Source organism: Pseudomonas sp. ASL7 (genome assembly GCF_056680375.1).
In genome coordinates, this window is the sequence record NZ_CM155279.1 from 5,295,555 (window position 1) to 5,314,023 (window position 18,469).

The window sequence follows — 18,469 nt, forward strand, 5'->3', positions numbered from 1 at the left end:
CATGCGTCATTACGAAATCATCTTTTTGGTCCACCCGGATCAAAGCGAGCAAGTCGGCGGCATGGTAGAGCGTTACACCAAGCTGATCGAAGAAGACGGCGGCAAAATCCACCGTCTGGAAGATTGGGGCCGTCGTCAACTGGCCTACGCAATCAACAATGTTCACAAGGCTCACTACGTGATGCTGAACGTTGAGTGCACTGGCAAGGCCCTGGCCGAGCTGGAAGACAACTTCCGCTACAACGATGCAGTGATCCGTAACCTGGTCATCCGTCGCGAAGAAGCCGTTACCGGCCAATCCGAGATGCTCAAGGCTGAAGAAAACCGCAGTGAGCGCCGTGAGCGTCGCGACCGTCCTGAGCACGAAGGCGCTGAAAGCGCTGACAGTGATGACAGCGACAACAGCGATAACGCTGACGAGTAATCCACGGACCTTTTGAGGAGCCTATTACATGGCACGTTTCTTCCGTCGTCGTAAATTCTGCCGCTTCACCGCTGAAGACGTGAAAGAGATCGATTACAAAGATCTCAACACTCTGAAAGCCTACGTATCCGAGACCGGCAAAATCGTTCCAAGCCGCATCACCGGTACCAAAGCTCGTTATCAGCGTCAGCTGGCCACCGCTATCAAGCGCGCCCGCTTCCTGGCCCTGCTGGCCTACACCGACAGCCACGGCCGCTGAGACCGGGCAGTCGACACGTAGCAAAGGATTGAATGCATGCGCGCCATAGCTGAGTTCATCATGCGAGGCCGTATGCAGGCCACTCTCGTAGTGGCTGGATGTGTAACGTTGCCGTTGTTGTATTGGTTGGGTGCTGCCGCTGGATGCCTTGTGCTCCTGCGGCGCGGATTGAAGGACGCCCTCGGTGTTCTTGCTCTGGGACTGCTGCCGGCATTGATCTGGTGGCTTTACGCCGATGACCCGCGCGCACTTCTGGTGCTGCTGGGGTCTTGGAGCCTTGCGTTGGTTTTGCGCGCAAGCGAGTCCTGGAACCGCGTGCTGCTGGTCAGCATAGCGATGGGAGTGGTGTTTTCAGTGGTGCTGGGGACGGCTTTTGGTCCCCAAATCGAGATGCTGGCGCAGGCCTTGATAAAGGTCATGCCGTCGCTTCTCGGTGATGTCTACGGGAAGTTATCGGTAGATGAGCAAGCGCATTTTGCGTCCCTGATTGCACCGGTCCTGACCGGCCTGATTGCGGCCTTGTTGCAAATCGTCAGTGTGCTGAGCCTGATTGTCGGGCGCTACTGGCAGGCGTTGTTGTACAACCCGGGTGGTTTTGGTCGCGAGTTTCGCGCCATCCGATTCCCGCTGGGGCTGGCGATGTTACTGCTGGCGTTCATGCTTCTGGGGCCGAACATCGGTCCACAGATGGCTATGTTGACGCCGTTGTGCAGTGTACCGCTGGTGTTCGCCGGGCTGGCCCTGATTCACGGGCTGGTGGCGCAAAAGCGACTGGCCAGGTTCTGGCTGGTGGGGTTGTACGTCACGCTGTTGCTGTTTATGCAGCTGATCTATCCGTTGCTGGTGGTCTTGGCCATCGTCGACAGCCTGATTGATTTTCGCGGTCGTTCGGCGCCGAAAGACGCCGATAACGCGAACGGTGAAGGTTAAAAGTTAAGAGGATTTTCACATGCAACTGATCCTTCTGGAAAAAGTCACCAACCTGGGCAACCTGGGTGACAAAGTGAACGTTAAGGCTGGTTACGGTCGTAACTACCTGCTGCCTTACGGCAAAGCTACCGCTGCGACCGCTGCCAACCTGGCTGCGTTCGAAGAGCGTCGCGCTGAGCTGGAAAAAGCCGCAGCAGACCGTAAAACTTCGGCTGAAAGCCGTGCCGCCCAACTGGCTGAGCTGGAAGTGACTATCACTGCCACCGCTGGTGACGAAGGCAAGCTGTTCGGTTCGATCGGTACTCACGACATCGCTGATGCACTGACCGCCTCTGGCGTTGAAGTTGCTAAAAGCGAAGTTCGTCTGCCGAACGGCACCATCCGCAACGTAGGCGAATTCGACGTAGCCGTGCACCTGCACGCCGAAGTTGAAGCCACCGTACGCGTTGTCGTGGTAGCAGCTTAAGCAACACTTGATCGGCTGGCGGCTTGCCCGTCAGGCGGTTAACATCGGGCACGATCCTGTTTACAGGTCGTGCCCTTTGTCTTTCTGCAGTCCCTGCGTTTCACAAACCAAATTCAAGTGGCCATGAACGATATCTCCGCTCCCGAGCAATACGATCTGCAAACCGCTGCCCTGAAGGTGCCGCCGCATTCCATCGAGGCCGAACAGGCTGTGCTCGGTGGTTTGATGCTGGACAACAACGCCTGGGAACGCGTGTTGGATCAAGTGTCGGATGGCGATTTCTATCGGCATGACCATCGTTTGATTTTCCGTGCGATCGCCAAACTCGCCGACCAGAACTCCCCCATCGATGTCGTGACCCTTGCCGAGCAATTGGACAAGGAAGGTCAGACCTCTCAAGTCGGCGGCCTCGGTTACCTCGGTGAACTGGCGAAAAACACCCCGTCCGTCGCCAACATCAAGGCCTATGCTCAGATCGTTCGCGCGCGGGCTACCTTGCGGCAGTTGATCGGCATTGCCTCCGAAATTGCCGACAGTGCCTTCAACCCGGAAGGCCGCTCCGCTGAAGAGATTCTCGACGAAGCCGAGCGGCAAATCTTCCAGATCGCCGAGGCCCGGCCAAAAACCGGCGGCCCGGTGAGCGTGAATGACCTGTTGACCAAGGCCATCGACCGCATCGACACCTTGTTCAACACTGACAACGCCATTACCGGCCTGTCCACCGGTTACACCGACCTCGATGGAATGACCAGTGGCCTGCAGCCATCCGACCTGATCATCGTCGCCGGCCGTCCATCCATGGGTAAAACCACCTTTGCGATGAACCTGGTGGAAAACGCCGTGTTGCGTAGCGACAAGTGCGTACTGGTCTACTCGCTGGAGATGCCAGGCGAATCGCTGATCATGCGTATGTTGTCGTCCTTGGGCCGTATCGACCAGACCAAGGTCCGGGCCGGTCGCCTTGACGACGACGATTGGCCGCGCCTGACTTCGGCGGTCAATCTGCTCAACGACCGCAAGCTGTTCATCGACGATACGGCCGGCATCAGCCCGTCGGAGATGCGCGCGCGGACCCGGCGCCTGGTGCGTGAGCACGGCGATGTGGCCCTGATCATGATCGACTACCTGCAATTGATGCAGATCCCGGGTTCGGGCGGTGACAATCGGACCAACGAAATTTCCGAGATCTCCCGTTCCTTGAAAGCCCTGGCCAAGGAATTCAACTGCCCGGTGGTGGCGTTGTCTCAGCTCAACCGCTCCCTGGAGCAGCGACCGAACAAACGTCCGATCAACTCCGACCTCCGGGAATCCGGAGCGATCGAGCAGGATGCCGACGTGATCATGTTCGTGTACCGGGATGAGGTTTACCACCCGGAAACCGAGCACAAAGGCATTGCCGAGATCATCATCGGCAAGCAGCGGAACGGCCCGATCGGTACGTCGCGACTCGCGTTCATCGGCAAGTACACCCGCTTCGAAAACCTGGCGCCGGGCAGCTACAACTTCGACGACGAGTAACCTGTGATGTAGGAGCGAGCTTGCTCGCGAAGGACGTCAGGGCGCCGCGTTCATCCAGGCAGCCCCCCGTCATCGTTAGCGACCATCGCGAGCAAGCTCGCTCCTACAGAGGTGCTCGCAATTTCCGACCATAGCCGTCGGAATTGGTTATTTTTTGTGCTATATTCCGCGCCCGCGATTTTTCATCTCAACACCGGTCATCGTCATGCAAACAGCCAAGCCGTTATTTGACTATCCCAAGTACTGGGCCGAATGTTTCGGTCCAGCGCCATTCCTGCCGATGAGCAGGGAGGAGATGGATCAGCTTGGCTGGGATTCCTGCGACATCATCATCGTCACCGGTGATGCGTACGTTGACCATCCGTCGTTCGGCATGGCGATCATCGGCCGACTGCTGGAGTCCCAGGGCTTCCGCGTCGGGATTATTGCCCAGCCGAACTGGCAATCCAAAGACGACTTTATGAAGCTCGGCGAGCCGAACCTGTTCTTCGGTGTCGCGGCCGGCAACATGGACTCGATGATCAACCGCTACACCGCCGACAAGAAAATCCGTTCCGACGACGCCTACACCCCAGGCGGCCTGGCGGGCAAACGTCCGGACCGTGCGAGCCTGGTTTACAGCCAACGCTGCAAGGAAGCCTACAATCACGTGCCCATCGTTCTCGGTGGCATCGAAGCGTCCCTGCGCCGCATCGCTCACTACGATTACTGGCAGGACCGGGTGCGTAACTCGATCCTGATCGACGCCTGCGCCGACATCCTGCTGTACGGCAACGCCGAGCGTGCGATTGTCGAAGTCGCCCAGCGCCTGTCCTACGGTCACAAGATCGAAGACATCACCGACGTGCGCGGCACCGCGTTCATCCGTCGCGATACGCCGAAAGACTGGTACGAAGTCGACTCGACGCGCATCGACCGTCCGGGCAAGGTCGACAAGATCATCAACCCGTACGTGAACACCCAGGACACCCAGGCCTGCGCTATCGAGCAGGAAAAGGGTCCGGTGGACGATCCGAGCGAAGCCAAGGTCGTGCAGATCCTGGCGAGCCCGAAGATGACTCGCGACAAGACCGTGATTCGTCTGCCGTCGGTTGAAAAAGTCCGTGGCGATGCCGTTCTTTATGCTCACGCCAACCGTGTGCTTCACCTGGAAACCAACCCGGGCAACGCTCGCGCGCTGGTGCAGAAGCACGGCGAAGTCGACGTCTGGTTCAACCCGCCGCCGATTCCGATGACCACCGAAGAAATGGACTACGTGTTCGGCATGCCCTATGCGCGCATTCCGCACCCGGCGTATGGCAAGGAAAAAATTCCGGCCTACGACATGATCCGTTTCTCGGTGAACATCATGCGTGGCTGCTTCGGCGGCTGCACCTTCTGCTCGATCACCGAGCACGAAGGCCGGATCATCCAGAACCGTTCCGAAGAGTCGATCATTCGCGAAATCGAAGAGATCCGCGACAAGGTCCCAGGCTTTACCGGCGTCATTTCCGACCTCGGCGGCCCGACCGCGAACATGTACCGCATCGCCTGCAAGACCCCGGAAATTGAATCCGCGTGCCGCAAGCCTTCGTGCGTGTTCCCTGGCATTTGCCCGAATTTGAACACAGACCACTCGTCGCTGATCCAGCTGTATCGCAGCGCCCGTGCATTGCCGGGTGTGAAGAAGATCCTGATCGCTTCCGGCCTGCGCTACGACCTCGCGGTCGAGTCGCCGGAATACGTCAAAGAGCTGGTGACTCACCACGTCGGTGGTTACCTGAAGATCGCCCCGGAACATACCGAGGAAGGTCCGCTCAACCAGATGATGAAACCGGGCATTGGCAGCTATGACAAGTTCAAGCGCATGTTCGAGAAGTACTCCAAGGAAGCCGGGAAAGAGCAGTACCTGATCCCGTACTTCATCGCCGCCCACCCAGGCACCACCGACGAAGACATGATGAACCTGGCCCTGTGGCTCAAGGGCAACGGCTTCCGTGCCGACCAGGTGCAGGCGTTCTATCCGTCGCCGATGGCCACCGCCACCGCGATGTACCACTCGGGCAAGAACCCGCTGCGTAAGGTCACTTACAAGAGCGACGGCGTGACGATCGTCAAGAGCGAAGAGCAGCGTCGACTGCACAAGGCGTTCTTGCGTTATCACGACCCGAAAGGCTGGCCGATGTTGCGTGAAGCGCTGACCCGCATGGGCCGCGCCGACCTGATCGGGCCGGGCAAGAACCAGTTGATCCCGCTGCATCAGCCCGCGACCGACAGCTACCAGAGCGCCCGTCGCAAGAACTCGACGCCCGCCGGTAGCCACAAAGTGGCCGGTGAAAAAACCACCAAGATCCTGACCCAGCACACTGGCCTGCCACCGCGTGCCAGTGACGGCGGCAACCCGTGGGACAAGCGTGAACAGGCCAAGGCTGCGGCGTTCGCCCGCAACCAGCAGGCGGCCAAGGAGCGTAAGGACGCGGCCAAAGGCAAAGGGCCCAAGCCTGCGCGCAAGCCGGTTGTGCCGCGCTAAGCCTCGCTTGAGCTAAACAGAACGCCAACCTTCGGGTTGGCGTTTTGCGTATCAGAACAGATCCCTGCTCAGGATGATGTGTTGGGCTACCGGCCTCTTCGCGAGCAGGCTCGCTCCCACAGGAGATCTGCGGCGAACCGCAATCCACTGTGGGAGCGAGCCCGCTCGCGAAGAGGCCGGTACAGCCGCTGCAAAACCTGGCTGACGGCTCCCCTCGCCACATTTACGTGCAATCGCGCCCAACCAATTTCCCGCATCGCCCGATTTTGGTGCTGTACTGCCCCTGGCAACCGGAGAAAGCGCCAACGCCGCTGGATGGCATAAGTCTTGCGCGCTTTCCAATACGCTTAAGGCTCGCAGGAGGCACGCCGTGTCGATCCATGTCGCATTGCACCATGTCACGCATTACCGTTACGACCGCGCCGTCGAGCTTGGTCCGCAGATCGTTCGCTTGCGCCCGGCCGCCCACAGTCGCACGCGGATACTGTCCTATGCGCTGAAGGTCTCGCCGGAGCAGCATTTCATCAACTGGCAACAGGACCCCCAAGGTAATTACCTGGCGCGGTTGGTGTTTCCTGAGAAAACCGATGAGCTGCGGATCGAAGTCGATCTGCTGGCAGAGATGGCGGTGTTCAATCCGTTCGACTTCTTCCTCGAGCCCTACGCCGAAAAAATCCCTTTCACCTACGCCGCCGATGAGCGCAAGGAGCTGGCGCCGTACCTCGAAACCTTGCCCCTGACGCCGACGTTCAAGGCCTATCTGGATGGCATCGACCGCACGCCGCTGCCCAGTGTGGACTTTCTCGTCGCGCTCAATCAGCGTTTGAGTGAAGACATCGGCTACCTGATCCGCATGGAGCCGGGTGTGCAAACGCCCGAACACACCCTCGAACAAGCCTCTGGCTCCTGCCGCGATTCGGCATGGTTGCTGGTGCAACTGCTGCGCAACCTCGGGCTGGCGGCGCGTTTCGTCTCCGGCTACCTGATCCAGCTGACCGCCGACGTCAAAAGCCTCGATGGTCCGTCGGGCACTGACGTCGACTTCACGGACTTGCATGCCTGGTGCGAGGTCTACTTGCCCGGTGCCGGCTGGATCGGCCTGGATGCGACCTCAGGGCTGTTTGCCGGTGAAGGACACATTCCGTTGGCGTGTAGTCCCGATCCGGGCTCTGCGGCGCCGATCAGCGGCTTGGTTGAACCTTGCGAGTGCGAATTCAGCCACGAGATGTCCGTGGAACGGATTTGGGAGGCGCCACGCGTCACAAAGCCTTACACAGAAGACCAGTGGCTGGCGATTCAGGCGCTGGGGCGGCAAATCGATGCCGACCTGCTGGAGGGCGACGTGCGCCTGACCATGGGCGGGGAGCCGACCTTCGTGTCCATCGACGACCCGGACGGCGCCGAATGGAACACGGCGGCACTCGGGCCAGATAAACGTCGCCTGTCCGGCGAACTGTTCCAGCGCATGCGCAAGCGTTACGCCCCCAAGGGGCTGGTGCATTTTGGTCAAGGCAAGTGGTACCCCGGCGAACAACTGCCACGCTGGTCGCTGAACTGCTACTGGCGGCGTGACGGCGTGCCGATCTGGCACAACAGCGCGCTGATCGCCAACGAGCAGGACGACTACGGTGCCGATGGCGAACTGGCGGGGCGTTTTCTGGCGAGCGTTGCCGAACGCCTGAAAATTCCGACACGATTTGTGTTTCCGGCTTACGAAGACAACTTCTACTACCTCTGGCGCGAAGGGACCTTGCCGCAGAACGTCAGCGCCGAAGATTCGCGTCTGGAAGAGCCGCTTGAGCGTGCGCGTTTACGCAAAGTCTTCAGCCAAGGCCTGGATAAAGTCATCGGCCAGGTTCTGCCGCTGGCGCGCACCGCCAAGGGCGATCAATGGCAAAGTGGTCGCTGGTACCTGCGCGACGAGCATTGCCGATTGGTGCCAGGGGATTCGCCACTGGGTTATCGCTTGCCGCTCGGCTCCCAGCCGTGGGTGAAAGCGGCGGAGTATCCGTTCATTCATCCTGTGGACCCGAATCAGGATTTCCCGCCGTTGCCCGACACTGCGCAACTGCAAAGCCAGGGTGAGCCTGCGATTGCGCAAGAGCGCGCACCTAAGATCGACGAGTCCGCCGACTGGCTGACGCGCACCGCATTCTGCGCGGAAGCGCGGGAAGGGCGGTTGTATTTGTTCATGCCGCCACTGGAGCGGGTCGAGGACTATCTGGAGCTGGTCAGCGCAATCGAGGCCACGGCTCAGGAACTCAATTGCCCGGTGTTGCTGGAAGGCTACGAGCCGCCGAGCGATCCGCGCTTGAGCAACTTTCGCATTACGCCCGACCCGGGTGTGATCGAGGTCAATGTACAACCGTCCGCCACGTGGGATGAGCTGGTCGAGCGCACCGAATTCCTTTACGAGGAGGCGCGCCAGACCCGCCTGAGCACCGAGAAATTCATGATCGATGGCCGGCACACCGGCACCGGCGGCGGTAATCATTTCGTCCTGGGTGGCGCGACACCGGCCGATTCACCGTTTTTGCGTCGGCCGGACTTACTGCGCAGCCTGATCAGCTACTGGCATAACCATCCGTCCTTGTCCTACCTGTTTTCCGGATTGTTCATCGGCCCGACGTCCCAGGCGCCGCGCGTTGATGAAGCGCGCAACGATGCGTTATATGAGCTGGAAATCGCCTTTGCGCAAATGCCTGAGCCGGGCGAGGAATGCCCGCCATGGCGGGTGGATCGGCTCCTGCGTAACCTGCTGATCGACGTCACGGGCAACACCCATCGCGCCGAGTTTTGCATCGACAAGCTCTATTCGCCGGATGGCGCGACGGGGCGCCTTGGATTGCTGGAACTGCGCGCCTTTGAAATGCCGCCCCATGCGCGCATGAGCCTGGCGCAACAGTTGTTGCTGCGGGCGCTGGTCGCGCGGTTCTGGCGCGAGCCCTATGCGCCGCCGAAGCTGGCGCGCTGGGGCACCGAGCTGCATGACCGGTTCCTGTTGCCGCACTTCATTGAGCAGGACTTCGCGGATGTCATCGTCGACCTCAACGCCGCGGGTTATCCCGTGAGGGCCGAGTGGTTCGCGGCGCATCTGGAGTTCCGTTTTCCCAAGGTCGGCGATTACGCCGTCAGCGGCATCGAACTGGAATTGCGTCAGGCGCTGGAGCCTTGGCATGTGCTGGGCGAGGAAGGCGCGGTCGGCGGCACGGTGCGTTACGTCGATTCATCCCTTGAGCGTTTGCAGGTGAAACTCACCGGCCTGCCGCCGCAGCGTTATTTGCTGACGTGCAACGGGGTTCCGGTGCCATTGCAGCCCACGGGGCGGGTCGGCGAATTCGTTGCCGGCGTGCGATTCCGTGCCTGGCAACCGGCCAACTGCCTGCAACCAACGATCCCCGTGCATGCGCCACTGGTGTTCGACCTGCTCGACACCTGGATGCAACGCTCGCTGGGGGGGTGTCAGTACCACGTCGCCCATCCGGGCGGGCGGAATTACGACAGCTTGCCGGTAAACGCGAATGAGGCCGAGAGTCGACGACTGGCACGGTTTTTCCGCATCGGACACAGCCCTGGGAAACTTCCTATACCGATGATGGAAATTAACGACGAGCTACCGATGACTCTCGATTTACGACGTTTCTAAACCGTACACGACGCTCGGATTTTTCGTCTATCCGGGCGTCATGAGCCTGCGCTAGTCTGACTATTCATTGCTGTCTGCCGAGCATTCCATGCCTGACCTGCTTGACCGCTACCCGCTGACGGCGGGCACTTATCACGAACTGCTCGACAACAGCGGCGCCGTGCGCCCGCATTGGCGCCGGCTGTTCGACCAATTGCAACGCAGCACGCCAACCCAGCTGGTGCAGCGTCAGGCACTCCTGACCCGGCAAATCCAGGAAAATGGCGTGACCTACAATGTCTACGCCGATCCCAAGGGCGCCGACCGGCCGTGGGAGCTGGACTTGCTGCCGCATGTGATTGCCGCGGATGAATGGCAGCAGTTGTCCGCAGGCATCGCTCAGAGAGCCCGGCTGCTGAATGCGGTGTTGGCGGACTTGTACGGGCCGCAGCGCTTGATCGCTGAAGGTCTGCTGCCGGCTGAGCTGGTATTTGGTCACAACAACTTCCTCTGGCCCTGTCAGGGCATTACACCGCCTCACGGGGCCTTTCTTCATCTGTATGCGGTGGATCTGGCGCGTACGCCCGACGGTCGCTGGTGGGTCACGGCAGATCGGACTCAAGCGCCGTCCGGTGCCGGCTATGCGTTGGAAAACCGGACGATTGTTTCTCGCGCCTTTCCCGAGTTGTACCGCGATCTAAAGGTGCAGCACCTGGCCGGGTTCTTCCGCACGCTTCAGGAAACCCTGGCCCGCCAGGCACCGAGCGACGCCGAAGCGCCACTGATCGTGTTGTTGACGCCGGGACGGTTCAACGAAAGTTATTTCGAGCATCTCTATCTGGCACGCCAGCTTGGTTATCCGTTGGTGGAGGGCGGGGACCTGACCGTCAGGGATGCCACGGTGTACCTGAAAACCCTGAGCGGCTTACGGCGGGTCCACGCGATCATGCGCCGGCTCGACGATGACTTCTGCGATCCGCTGGAGCTGCGCACCGACTCGGCCCTTGGCGTGCCGGGACTGCTCGAAGCCGTGCGTCAGGGACGGGTGCTGGTGGCCAATGCCTTGGGCAGCGGTGTGCTGGAGTCGCCGGGTTTGCTGGGTTTTCTGCCGAGGATCAATCAGTTTCTGTTCGGTGAAGAACTGATCCTGCCGTCCATCGCCACCTGGTGGTGCGGCGAAGCGCCGGTGCTCGCACAGGCCCTGGAAAAACTGCCGGAATTGTTGATCAAACCCGCATTCCCCTCGCAAAGCTTCGCTCCGGTGTTTGGCCGTGATTTGAGTGAAAAACAGCGTCAAGTCCTGGCAGAGCGCATGCAAGCACGGCCTTATGCCTATGTCGCGCAAGAACTCGCGCAGCTGTCACAGGCGCCGATCTGGCAGGTCGAGGATGGTCAGCTGCAACCCCGGGCCATCGGCATGCGCATGTATGCGGTGGCCAGTCAGGAAGGTTATCGGGTGCTGCCCGGTGGCCTGACCCGAGTGGCCGCCGAGGCGGATGCCGAAGTGGTCTCGATGCAGCGCGGCGGCGCGAGCAAGGACACCTGGGTGCTGGGAGATCGCCCGCCAAGCGGTGAGCAGTGGAAAGCCCAGCGCAACATTGGCGTCCACGATCTGGTGCGGCGCGATCCCTATCTTCCCTCGCGGGTGGTGGAAAACCTGTTCTGGTTCGGCCGTTACTGCGAGCGCTGCGATGACAGCGCGCGGCTGCTGCGGATCATGCTGGCGCGGTACGTCGATGGTGATGATCCTCAAGCCCTGGAGGCCGCGGTGGATCTCGGTGAGCGGATGATGTTGCTGCCCGATGAGGGTGACTTGCCAGAGCGGTTACTGGCGGCGCTTCTGGGCGATGACTGGCCGTTCAGCCTGCGTTCCAACCTGCAGCGCTTGCAATGGGCGGCCTCGCAGGTGCGTGGCAAACTTTCGCGGGAAAACTGGCAGGCGCTGGTGGAACTGCAGCGCGAAGCCATGGAACTGGAAACCGAAGAACCGGATTTCGGCGAGTTGCTGGACTTCCTCAATCGTCTGGTCATGTCCCTGGCGGCGCTGTCCGGTTTCGCCCTGGACGACATGACCCGGGACGAAGGTTGGCGCTTCCTGATGATCGGCCGACGGATCGAGCGGTTGCAGTTTCTCAGTGGCAGCCTGGCGGCGTTTTTGCGCGGTGCCGGCGCTTTCGATCAGGCCGGGCTGGAGTGGCTGCTGGAGCTGGGTAACAGCAGCATCACCTACCGTTCGCGGTATTTGGCGGTGGCGCAATTGATTCCGGTGCTCGACTTGTTGCTGCTCGACGAACAGAACCCGCATGCCGTGTTGTTCCAGTTGAAACTGGTGACCCGCACCCTTAAACGGTTGAACGACGACTTTGGCGTCCCGCGCGAAGCAGGCCTGTCACCGTTGGTGGAGCGCTTGGCGCGATTCGACTTGGGCTGTCTGGAAAACTCGCTGTTCGGTGAAACCAGCGTCCGCGCGGCCATCAATGGCTTGGCCGATCTGCTGCAAGAGATCGCCGATGCCAGCGGCCAGGTGTCGGATCGCCTGGCGTTGCGTCATTTCGCCCATGTCGATGATGTCAGCCAGCGTACGGTGTCCGTCTGATGAGTGCTCATTATCAGATATTCCACGACACCCATTATCACTACGACAGTCCGGTGTCCCTGGCCCAGCAATTGGCGCATCTGTGGCCACGGCCCTGCGCCTGGCAGCGCTGCACCGCTCAGCAACTCCAGATCAGCCCGGACCCGACCTCGCGCCGCGACGAGCTGGACGTGTTCGGCAATCCGCTGACCCGGCTGGCGTTCGAGCGGCCACACGATGAATTGCTGGTCAATGCCAGCCTCACGGTCGAAGTGCTGGCCAGGCCAACCCTGGATTTCGGTCAATCGCCGGTGTGGGAAGAAACTCGCAATGCGCTGACGTACAGCAGTCAGCCGCTTTCACCCGAGATACTTGATGCTTGCCGGTATCGGTTCGAATCGCCTTATGTGCATTTGAAGCGCAACTTCGTCGAATTTTCCGAAAGCTGTTTTCCTCCTGCCCGACCGTTGCTGCTGGGGGTTCAGGCGTTGATGGAGAAGATTTTCAGCGAATTCACCTTCGATGCCGAGGCGACCCAAGTGGCCACGCCGTTGGTGGAAGTGCTGGAGCGGCGGCGCGGCGTCTGTCAGGACTTCGCTCACTTGATGCTCGCGTGCGTGCGCTCCCGTGGTTTGGCCGCGCGCTACATCAGCGGCTACCTGCTGACTCAGCCGCCGCCGGGCCAGCCACGATTGATTGGTGCCGATGCGTCGCATGCCTGGGTTTCAGTATTTTGCCCGGTACTGGGCTGGGTCGACTTTGATCCGACCAACAATGTGCAACCAGCGCTGGAGCACATCACCCTGGCCTGGGGCCGGGATTTCTCTGATGTTTCGCCGTTGCGGGGGGTGATTCTGGGTGGCGGTAACCACGACCCTGAAGTCCGTGTCACGGTAATGCCACTGGATTAAGAAGATCCAATGTAGGAGCGAGCTTGCTCGCGATAAACCTGAGAGCGCCGGGGTATCAGGCTTGGCAGCGTTATCGTTGACGACCATCGCGAGCAAGCTCGCTCCTACAGGGGGGATGTGTGGGATTTCAGATTGGCCTGTGAGGGTCAGCAAAGGTTCTGCTGACCCTGGACACAGATCCGGTGGGCCTGATCAGATCATCGGGCCCTGAGGGTCTCAGGCGTCGGGCGCCTGATCTTTCGGTGCTTCAACATCACTTTCTGCGGCCACTTCACCTTCTGCATCGGGGTTCAGTGCGGCGGCTTCTTCTTCAGCTGTAGCTTTCTTGCGCTGAAGCTTTTCCTCTTTCTTCTGCTCCTTGGCCAAGTCTCTCTGACGTTTGGCGAAGGAATAATTAGGTTTAGCCATGGGCGATCCTCTGGGGTCGAAGGTGAGGTTGAGCGGCGCATATTCTGCCCTGTATCGGTGCCGAGCCGTTAGCTGGGTTTTTGCTCGGCCCATTTTGGCTGGACCGAGGGTTGCCAGGCGTCCAGGGCATCGAGCAGGGTTTGCGGCGATTCGCTCACTTGCAGCATGTCACGGTGTGGTTCACGAACGAAGCCTTCGCCGACGATATGATCAAGAAAAGCCGTCAACTTGCTGTAGAAGCCGTTCACTTCCAGCAGACCGAGCGGTTTGCCGTGGTAGCCAAGCTGGCCCCACGTCCAGACTTCAAACAGCTCTTCCAGCGTGCCCAGCCCGCCGGGCAGTGCGATGAATGCGTCGCTGAGTTCGGCCATCCGCGCCTTGCGCGCATGCATGCCATCGACCACTTCCAGTCGAGTCAGGCCGGCGTGACCGATTTCCTTGTCTTTGAGGCTTTGCGGGATGATCCCGATCACTTCGCCACCCGCCGCCAGTGCGGCATCGGCCACGATCCCCATCAGCCCGACGGCACCGCCGCCATAGACCAGGGTCAACTTGCGCTCGGCCAATGCGCGCCCGAGGGCGACAGCCGCTTCACGATAAGCCGGGTTGGCGCCGGCGCTGGCACCGCAAAATACACAAACAGACGTTAAAGACATGCCTTACTCCATGGTCAGGATGGCGACAGAGTAAAGGCAGGCAATCGGCGTTCCAAGGTCTAAACTTCGCGCGGGGGTGTTTCGTAGGTGCCACTGGCGCCACAGGCATAAGCGGCGAGCAAACTGCACAACAGACTATTGATGGACATGACAGACACTCCAGTTGAGTAGTACGACCTGATGATAGGGCCGCCCTAGACGTCTGGTTGGTAGATTGTTTCGATTGGGGTCATAGCCCGAAAGTTGTATACAATTTTTGATTCAGGTCATAGGAAGTTGCGAAGTTTTCAGGCAGTCTTCTGTCCATTCGCATTTTTGTTAACCCAGTCTTGGAGATTCACCATGTTTGCCAAACTTGTTGCGGTATCCCTGCTGACGCTGGCCAGCAGTCAATTGATGGCTGCCGAGTGCAAGACCACCATCGATTCCACTGACCAAATGACTTACAACACGACAGCCATTGAAATCGACAAAAGCTGCAAGACATTCACGGTGGAGCTGACCCACTCGGGCAGCATGCCGAAAAATATCATGGGTCATAACTGGGTTCTGAGCAAAGAGGCCGATATGCAGGCGATTGCTACCGCTGGTTTGTCCGCAGGCATCGACAAGAACTACCTGCCTGACGGCGACGCACGCATCATCGCTCACACCAAAGTCATTGGTGCCAAGGAGACCGACTCGGTGACCTTCGACGTGTCGAAGCTCGATGCCGCCGAGAAGTACGGCTTCTTCTGCTCGTTCCCTGGCCACATCTCGATGATGAAAGGCACGGTTACCCTGAAGTAATCAGATCCGGCTCATAAAAAAAGCGTCCACATGGGACGCTTTTTTTGTGCCTGGCATTTGACCGAGTCATCGTTCTTCGCGAGCAGGCTCGGTCCCACAGGTACAGCGTTGCCCTTGTGGGAGCGAGCCTGCTCGCGAAAGCGTCGGCACAGACGCCATCTTGTTTACGGGGCAAACGGCATCACGCGCTTGTGATGGGTCTTTTTGTACGTGTCGCAGATGATCTTGAACGCTTCCTCGTGCACGGGCTCGCCGTGCAGGAACGCGTCAATTTCGGCATACGTCACACCATGGGAGGCTTCATCCGGTTTGCCGGGCGACAGGTCTTCCAGGTCGGCGGTCGGGACTTTTTCCACCAGCGATTCCGGCGCGCCGAATCGGCGGGCGATGGCCCGAACCTGGTTTTTCACCAGGCCACTCAGCGGTGCCAGATCGCAGGCTCCATCACCGAATTTGGTGAAGAAACCCATCACCGCTTCCGCTGCATGGTCAGTGCCGATCACCAGGCCATGGGCCGCACCAGCGATGGTGTATTGGGCGACCATGCGCATCCGCGCCTTGGTGTTGCCGAGGACGAAGTCCACCGAGACGGCGTGCTTGCCTTCGAACGCTGCGACTTCATTGGCCAGGGATTTGACGGCCGGGCCGATGTTCACGGTGTGGCGTTCGTCCGGGGCGATGAAATCCACCGAGGCCTGGGCGTCGTGTTCATCGAACTGGGTTTCATACGGCAGGCGCACGGCGATGAACTTGTAGCTGTCGTCACCGCTGCGGGTGCGCAGCTCACGCATGGCGCGTTGGGCCAGCAGGCCGGCCGTCAGGGAATCGACACCACCGCTAATGCCCAATACCAGGGTCTTGAGCCCGGAATTGACCAGGCAATCCTGGATAAAGGTGATGCGCCGAGCGATTTCAGCCTCAAGGGCGGCCTGGTCGGCAAATGGCGGTTGAACCTTGAGCTGCTCAGCAATCTCACGCTGTACGGCTTGCATGAATTCACTCCTTGCTTAATGTGCTGGAAAGGGCGGCAGGAACTTTGAAAACGTGTCGCAAATAGGCGACGAAATTCGGGTCTTTGCAGTGAGTCTTGCCTGGCTCGTCGGAGATTTTTGCCACCGGTTGGCCGTTGCAGGCTGCCATTTTAAGCACGATGCTCATCGGTTCGACACCTGGAATATCGCACGTCAGGTTGGTGCCGATACCGAAGCTGACATTGATCCGACCGTGTAATGCCCGGAATATTTCCAGCGACTTGGGCAGTGTCAGGCTGTCCGAGAACACCAGCGTCTTGCTCATCGGGTCGATGCCGAGCTTGTGATAGTGGGCGATGGCTTTTTCTGCCCAGATCACGGGATCCCCGGAATCGTGGCGCAGGCCGTCGAAGAGCTTGGCAAAGTACAGATCGAAATCGTTGAGAAATGCATCGGTGGTGATGCAATCGGTCAGGGCGATCCCCAGCAAACCGCGATATTCGCGAACCCAGCAATCGAGGGCGGCAATCTGGCTGTCGATCAGCCGTGGGCCGAGTTGCTGGTGCGCCATGATCCACTCATGGGCCATAGTCCCCAGTGGTTTCATGTCCAGTTCCCGGGACAAATGCACATTGCTGGTGCCGACGAAACGTCCGGGGAAATCGTGCTTGAGCACGTTCACCACTTCTTCCTGCACGCGGTACGAGAAGCGACGGCGAGTGCCGAAATCGGCTACCTGCAATTCGGACAATTCGTCGCTGCTGGCATTGGCGCTCAGCCAGTCGAACTTGCGATAGAGCTGCTCGCGGGCCTGTTCCAGAACGATTTCGCGGTAGCGGTAGCGATTGCGCACTTCGCTGACAATCGACAACAGCGGCACTTCGAACAGGATCACATGCAACCACGGCCCGCGCAGACGAATGAACAACTCGCCGTTTTCGATTCCGGTGTGGATGTAGCGCAGGTTGAAGCGAAACAACCCGAGAAAACGCAGGAAGTCCGGCTTCATGAAGCTGATGCGCTCCATGAAACTCAACTGGTCGGCGGTCAGGCTCAACTCGGCCAGGCGCTCGATCTGGAAACGAATCTCCGCCAGGTACGGGCGCAAATCTTCACTGTTACGGCAACGAAACTCCCATTCAACTTCTACGTTCGGGTAGTTGTGCAGCACCGCCTGCATCATCGTCAGTTTGTAGAAGTCGGTGTCGAGCAGGTTCTGCACGATGCGATCGGCAAACACACTCTCGCTCATAATGGGGTTCTCCAGGCTGGCCGCGGCTCGTGGCAGCGACGTTGCAGCTGTTTCAATGAAGAGGGCTAGTGGCGCATATCAGCTGCCCGCTTTGCCAGCGTTTTTTTAGATCGCAGCCGATCCCTGTGGGAGCGAGCTTGCTCGCGAAAGCGTAGTGCCAGTCAATATTGATCTTGAATGTGCCGCCCCCCTTCGCGAGCAAGCTCGCTCCCACAGGTATTGGGTGCAACCCTGAATTTACAGTATGTCCGGACTATCAATCTGCTCCAGCATCCACTTCACAAAATCCCTCACCTTGGGCACCTCCGCCGAATGCTCCGGATACGCCAGGTAATAGGCATCGCTGCTGGGCATCGCATGCGTCCAGGGAATGACCAGTTTGCCGTCGGCCAATTCCTCTTCCACCAGAAAGCGTGGCAATAGCGCCACGCCACAGCCAACCTGGGCCGCGCGGATACACATATAAAAGGTTTCGAAACGCGGGCCGTGATAGCTGTGTTCGGTGTGGTAGCCCTGGCTGTCGAACCAGTCGTGCCAGGCCTGTGGGCGCGAGGCGTTTTGCAGCAGGACCAGGTCGGTGAGTTGGGTAGGGTCGGTGAACGGCGTGTCAGGCAGGCTGCCCGGCGCACACACAGGAACCAGCTCTTCGCTGAACAATTTCAGGCATTCGGTGCCGGGACGTGAGCCTTGGCCGAAGTAAAACGCCAGGTCGCTGCGACCTTGCAGCAAATCGTCAGCTTCCTGCTCACTGCACAGATCTAGATGGATCGACGGATGGCGCAGGCGCCAGCCTTTCAATCGTGGCACCAGCCAGCGCGCACCGAACGTCGGTGGTGTGGAAACGCGCAAGACTTCGGTGTCACCGCCGTAGGAGCGCAGGTAATGGGTCGACATCTCGACTTGGGTGAGGATTTTTCGTACTTCCACCAGGTACAGATCACCGGCCGGCGTCATTTGCAGGCGTCGACGCACCCGGCGGAACAGCAGGTGCTGCAGCAACTCTTCGAGTTGCGCGACCTGTTTACTGACGGCGCTCTGGGTCAGGTTCAGTTCTTCGGCGGCCCGTGTGAAGCTCAAATGCCGGGTCACGGCCTCGAAACACTGCAGTGCGGTGATCGACGGCAGGTAGCGTTTATTCAGCATGGCTTGTCCTTTTTCTTGTTTCTTACTTACCAG

The 18,469-nt window shown here is 59.7% G+C and carries 15 protein-coding genes; 10 read left to right on the plus strand and 5 right to left on the minus strand.

Translation table 11 applies throughout. The features are described 5' to 3' along the window. The first annotated feature begins 1 nt into the window (after window position 1). The 9 genes from rpsF (at window position 2) to AC1MDT_RS24520 (ending at window position 13,217) form a co-directional block, all read left to right on the plus strand. Complete coding sequence (gene rpsF, locus AC1MDT_RS24480; RefSeq protein WP_003217491.1) at window positions 2–424, plus strand: 30S ribosomal protein S6; 423 nt, start codon at window positions 2–4, stop codon at window positions 422–424. 28 nt (window positions 425–452) lie between these two features. Then, window positions 453–683, plus strand: a complete 231-nt coding sequence (rpsR, locus tag AC1MDT_RS24485; RefSeq protein ID WP_002551829.1) for a 30S ribosomal protein S18 — start codon at window positions 453–455, stop codon at window positions 681–683. A 36-nt stretch (window positions 684–719) separates the two neighbouring features. Further along, entirely contained in the window at window positions 720–1,613 is an 894-nt protein-coding gene (locus AC1MDT_RS24490) for a hypothetical protein (RefSeq protein WP_480419332.1), read from the plus strand. Window positions 1,614–1,632: 19 nt separating this feature from the next. Further along, window positions 1,633–2,079, plus strand: coding sequence for a 50S ribosomal protein L9 (rplI, locus tag AC1MDT_RS24495; protein WP_003197251.1), 447 nt, complete (start codon window positions 1,633–1,635; stop codon window positions 2,077–2,079). Between the two features lie 123 nt (window positions 2,080–2,202). Continuing rightward, entirely contained in the window at window positions 2,203–3,597 is a 1,395-nt protein-coding gene (dnaB, locus tag AC1MDT_RS24500) for a replicative DNA helicase (protein WP_201115130.1), read from the plus strand. Window positions 3,598–3,802: 205 nt separating this feature from the next. Then, complete coding sequence (locus tag AC1MDT_RS24505) at window positions 3,803–6,106, plus strand: YgiQ family radical SAM protein (protein ID WP_480419333.1); 2,304 nt, start codon at window positions 3,803–3,805, stop codon at window positions 6,104–6,106. A 370-nt stretch (window positions 6,107–6,476) separates the two neighbouring features. Beyond that, on the plus strand, window positions 6,477–9,752 hold the full coding sequence (locus tag AC1MDT_RS24510; protein WP_480419334.1) for a transglutaminase family protein: 3,276 nt from the start codon (window positions 6,477–6,479) through the stop codon (window positions 9,750–9,752). 88 nt (window positions 9,753–9,840) lie between these two features. Further along, window positions 9,841–12,327, plus strand: coding sequence for a circularly permuted type 2 ATP-grasp protein (locus tag AC1MDT_RS24515; RefSeq protein WP_480419335.1), 2,487 nt, complete (start codon window positions 9,841–9,843; stop codon window positions 12,325–12,327). Continuing rightward, window positions 12,327–13,217, plus strand: a complete 891-nt coding sequence (locus AC1MDT_RS24520; RefSeq protein ID WP_480419336.1) for a transglutaminase family protein — start codon at window positions 12,327–12,329, stop codon at window positions 13,215–13,217. The genes AC1MDT_RS24515 and AC1MDT_RS24520 overlap by 1 nt, the downstream gene beginning before the upstream one ends. 216 nt (window positions 13,218–13,433) lie before the next feature. Here AC1MDT_RS24520 and AC1MDT_RS24525 read toward each other — a convergent pair whose 3' ends face one another. Together AC1MDT_RS24525 and AC1MDT_RS24530 are read right to left on the minus strand one after the other, a co-directional pair. Next, window positions 13,434–13,625 carry a hypothetical protein gene (locus tag AC1MDT_RS24525; RefSeq protein ID WP_201115125.1) on the minus strand — a complete coding sequence of 64 codons (192 nt, stop codon included), beginning with the start codon at window positions 13,623–13,625 and terminating at the stop codon, window positions 13,434–13,436. A gap of 68 nt (window positions 13,626–13,693) precedes the next feature. Continuing rightward, entirely contained in the window at window positions 13,694–14,281 is a 588-nt protein-coding gene (locus AC1MDT_RS24530) for an LOG family protein (protein ID WP_480419337.1), read from the minus strand. Between the two features lie 342 nt (window positions 14,282–14,623). Here AC1MDT_RS24530 and azu point away from each other — a divergent pair, with 342 nt between their 5' ends. After that, window positions 14,624–15,070, plus strand: coding sequence for an azurin (gene azu, locus AC1MDT_RS24535; protein WP_480419338.1), 447 nt, complete (start codon window positions 14,624–14,626; stop codon window positions 15,068–15,070). A 164-nt stretch (window positions 15,071–15,234) separates the two neighbouring features. Here azu and nadE read toward each other — a convergent pair whose 3' ends face one another. The 3 genes from nadE to AC1MDT_RS24550 form a co-directional block, all read right to left on the minus strand. Further along, window positions 15,235–16,062 carry an ammonia-dependent NAD(+) synthetase gene (gene nadE / locus AC1MDT_RS24540; protein WP_480419339.1) on the minus strand — a complete coding sequence of 276 codons (828 nt, stop codon included), beginning with the start codon at window positions 16,060–16,062 and terminating at the stop codon, window positions 15,235–15,237. A 4-nt stretch (window positions 16,063–16,066) separates the two neighbouring features. Continuing rightward, entirely contained in the window at window positions 16,067–17,293 is a 1,227-nt protein-coding gene (gene pncB, locus AC1MDT_RS24545; protein WP_480419340.1) for a nicotinate phosphoribosyltransferase, read from the minus strand. Window positions 17,294–17,530: 237 nt separating this feature from the next. Further along, a complete protein-coding gene (locus AC1MDT_RS24550; protein ID WP_480419341.1) occupies window positions 17,531–18,436 on the minus strand; it encodes a LysR family transcriptional regulator in 906 nt (301 codons plus the stop codon). Between the last annotated feature and the right edge of the window lie 33 nt (window positions 18,437–18,469).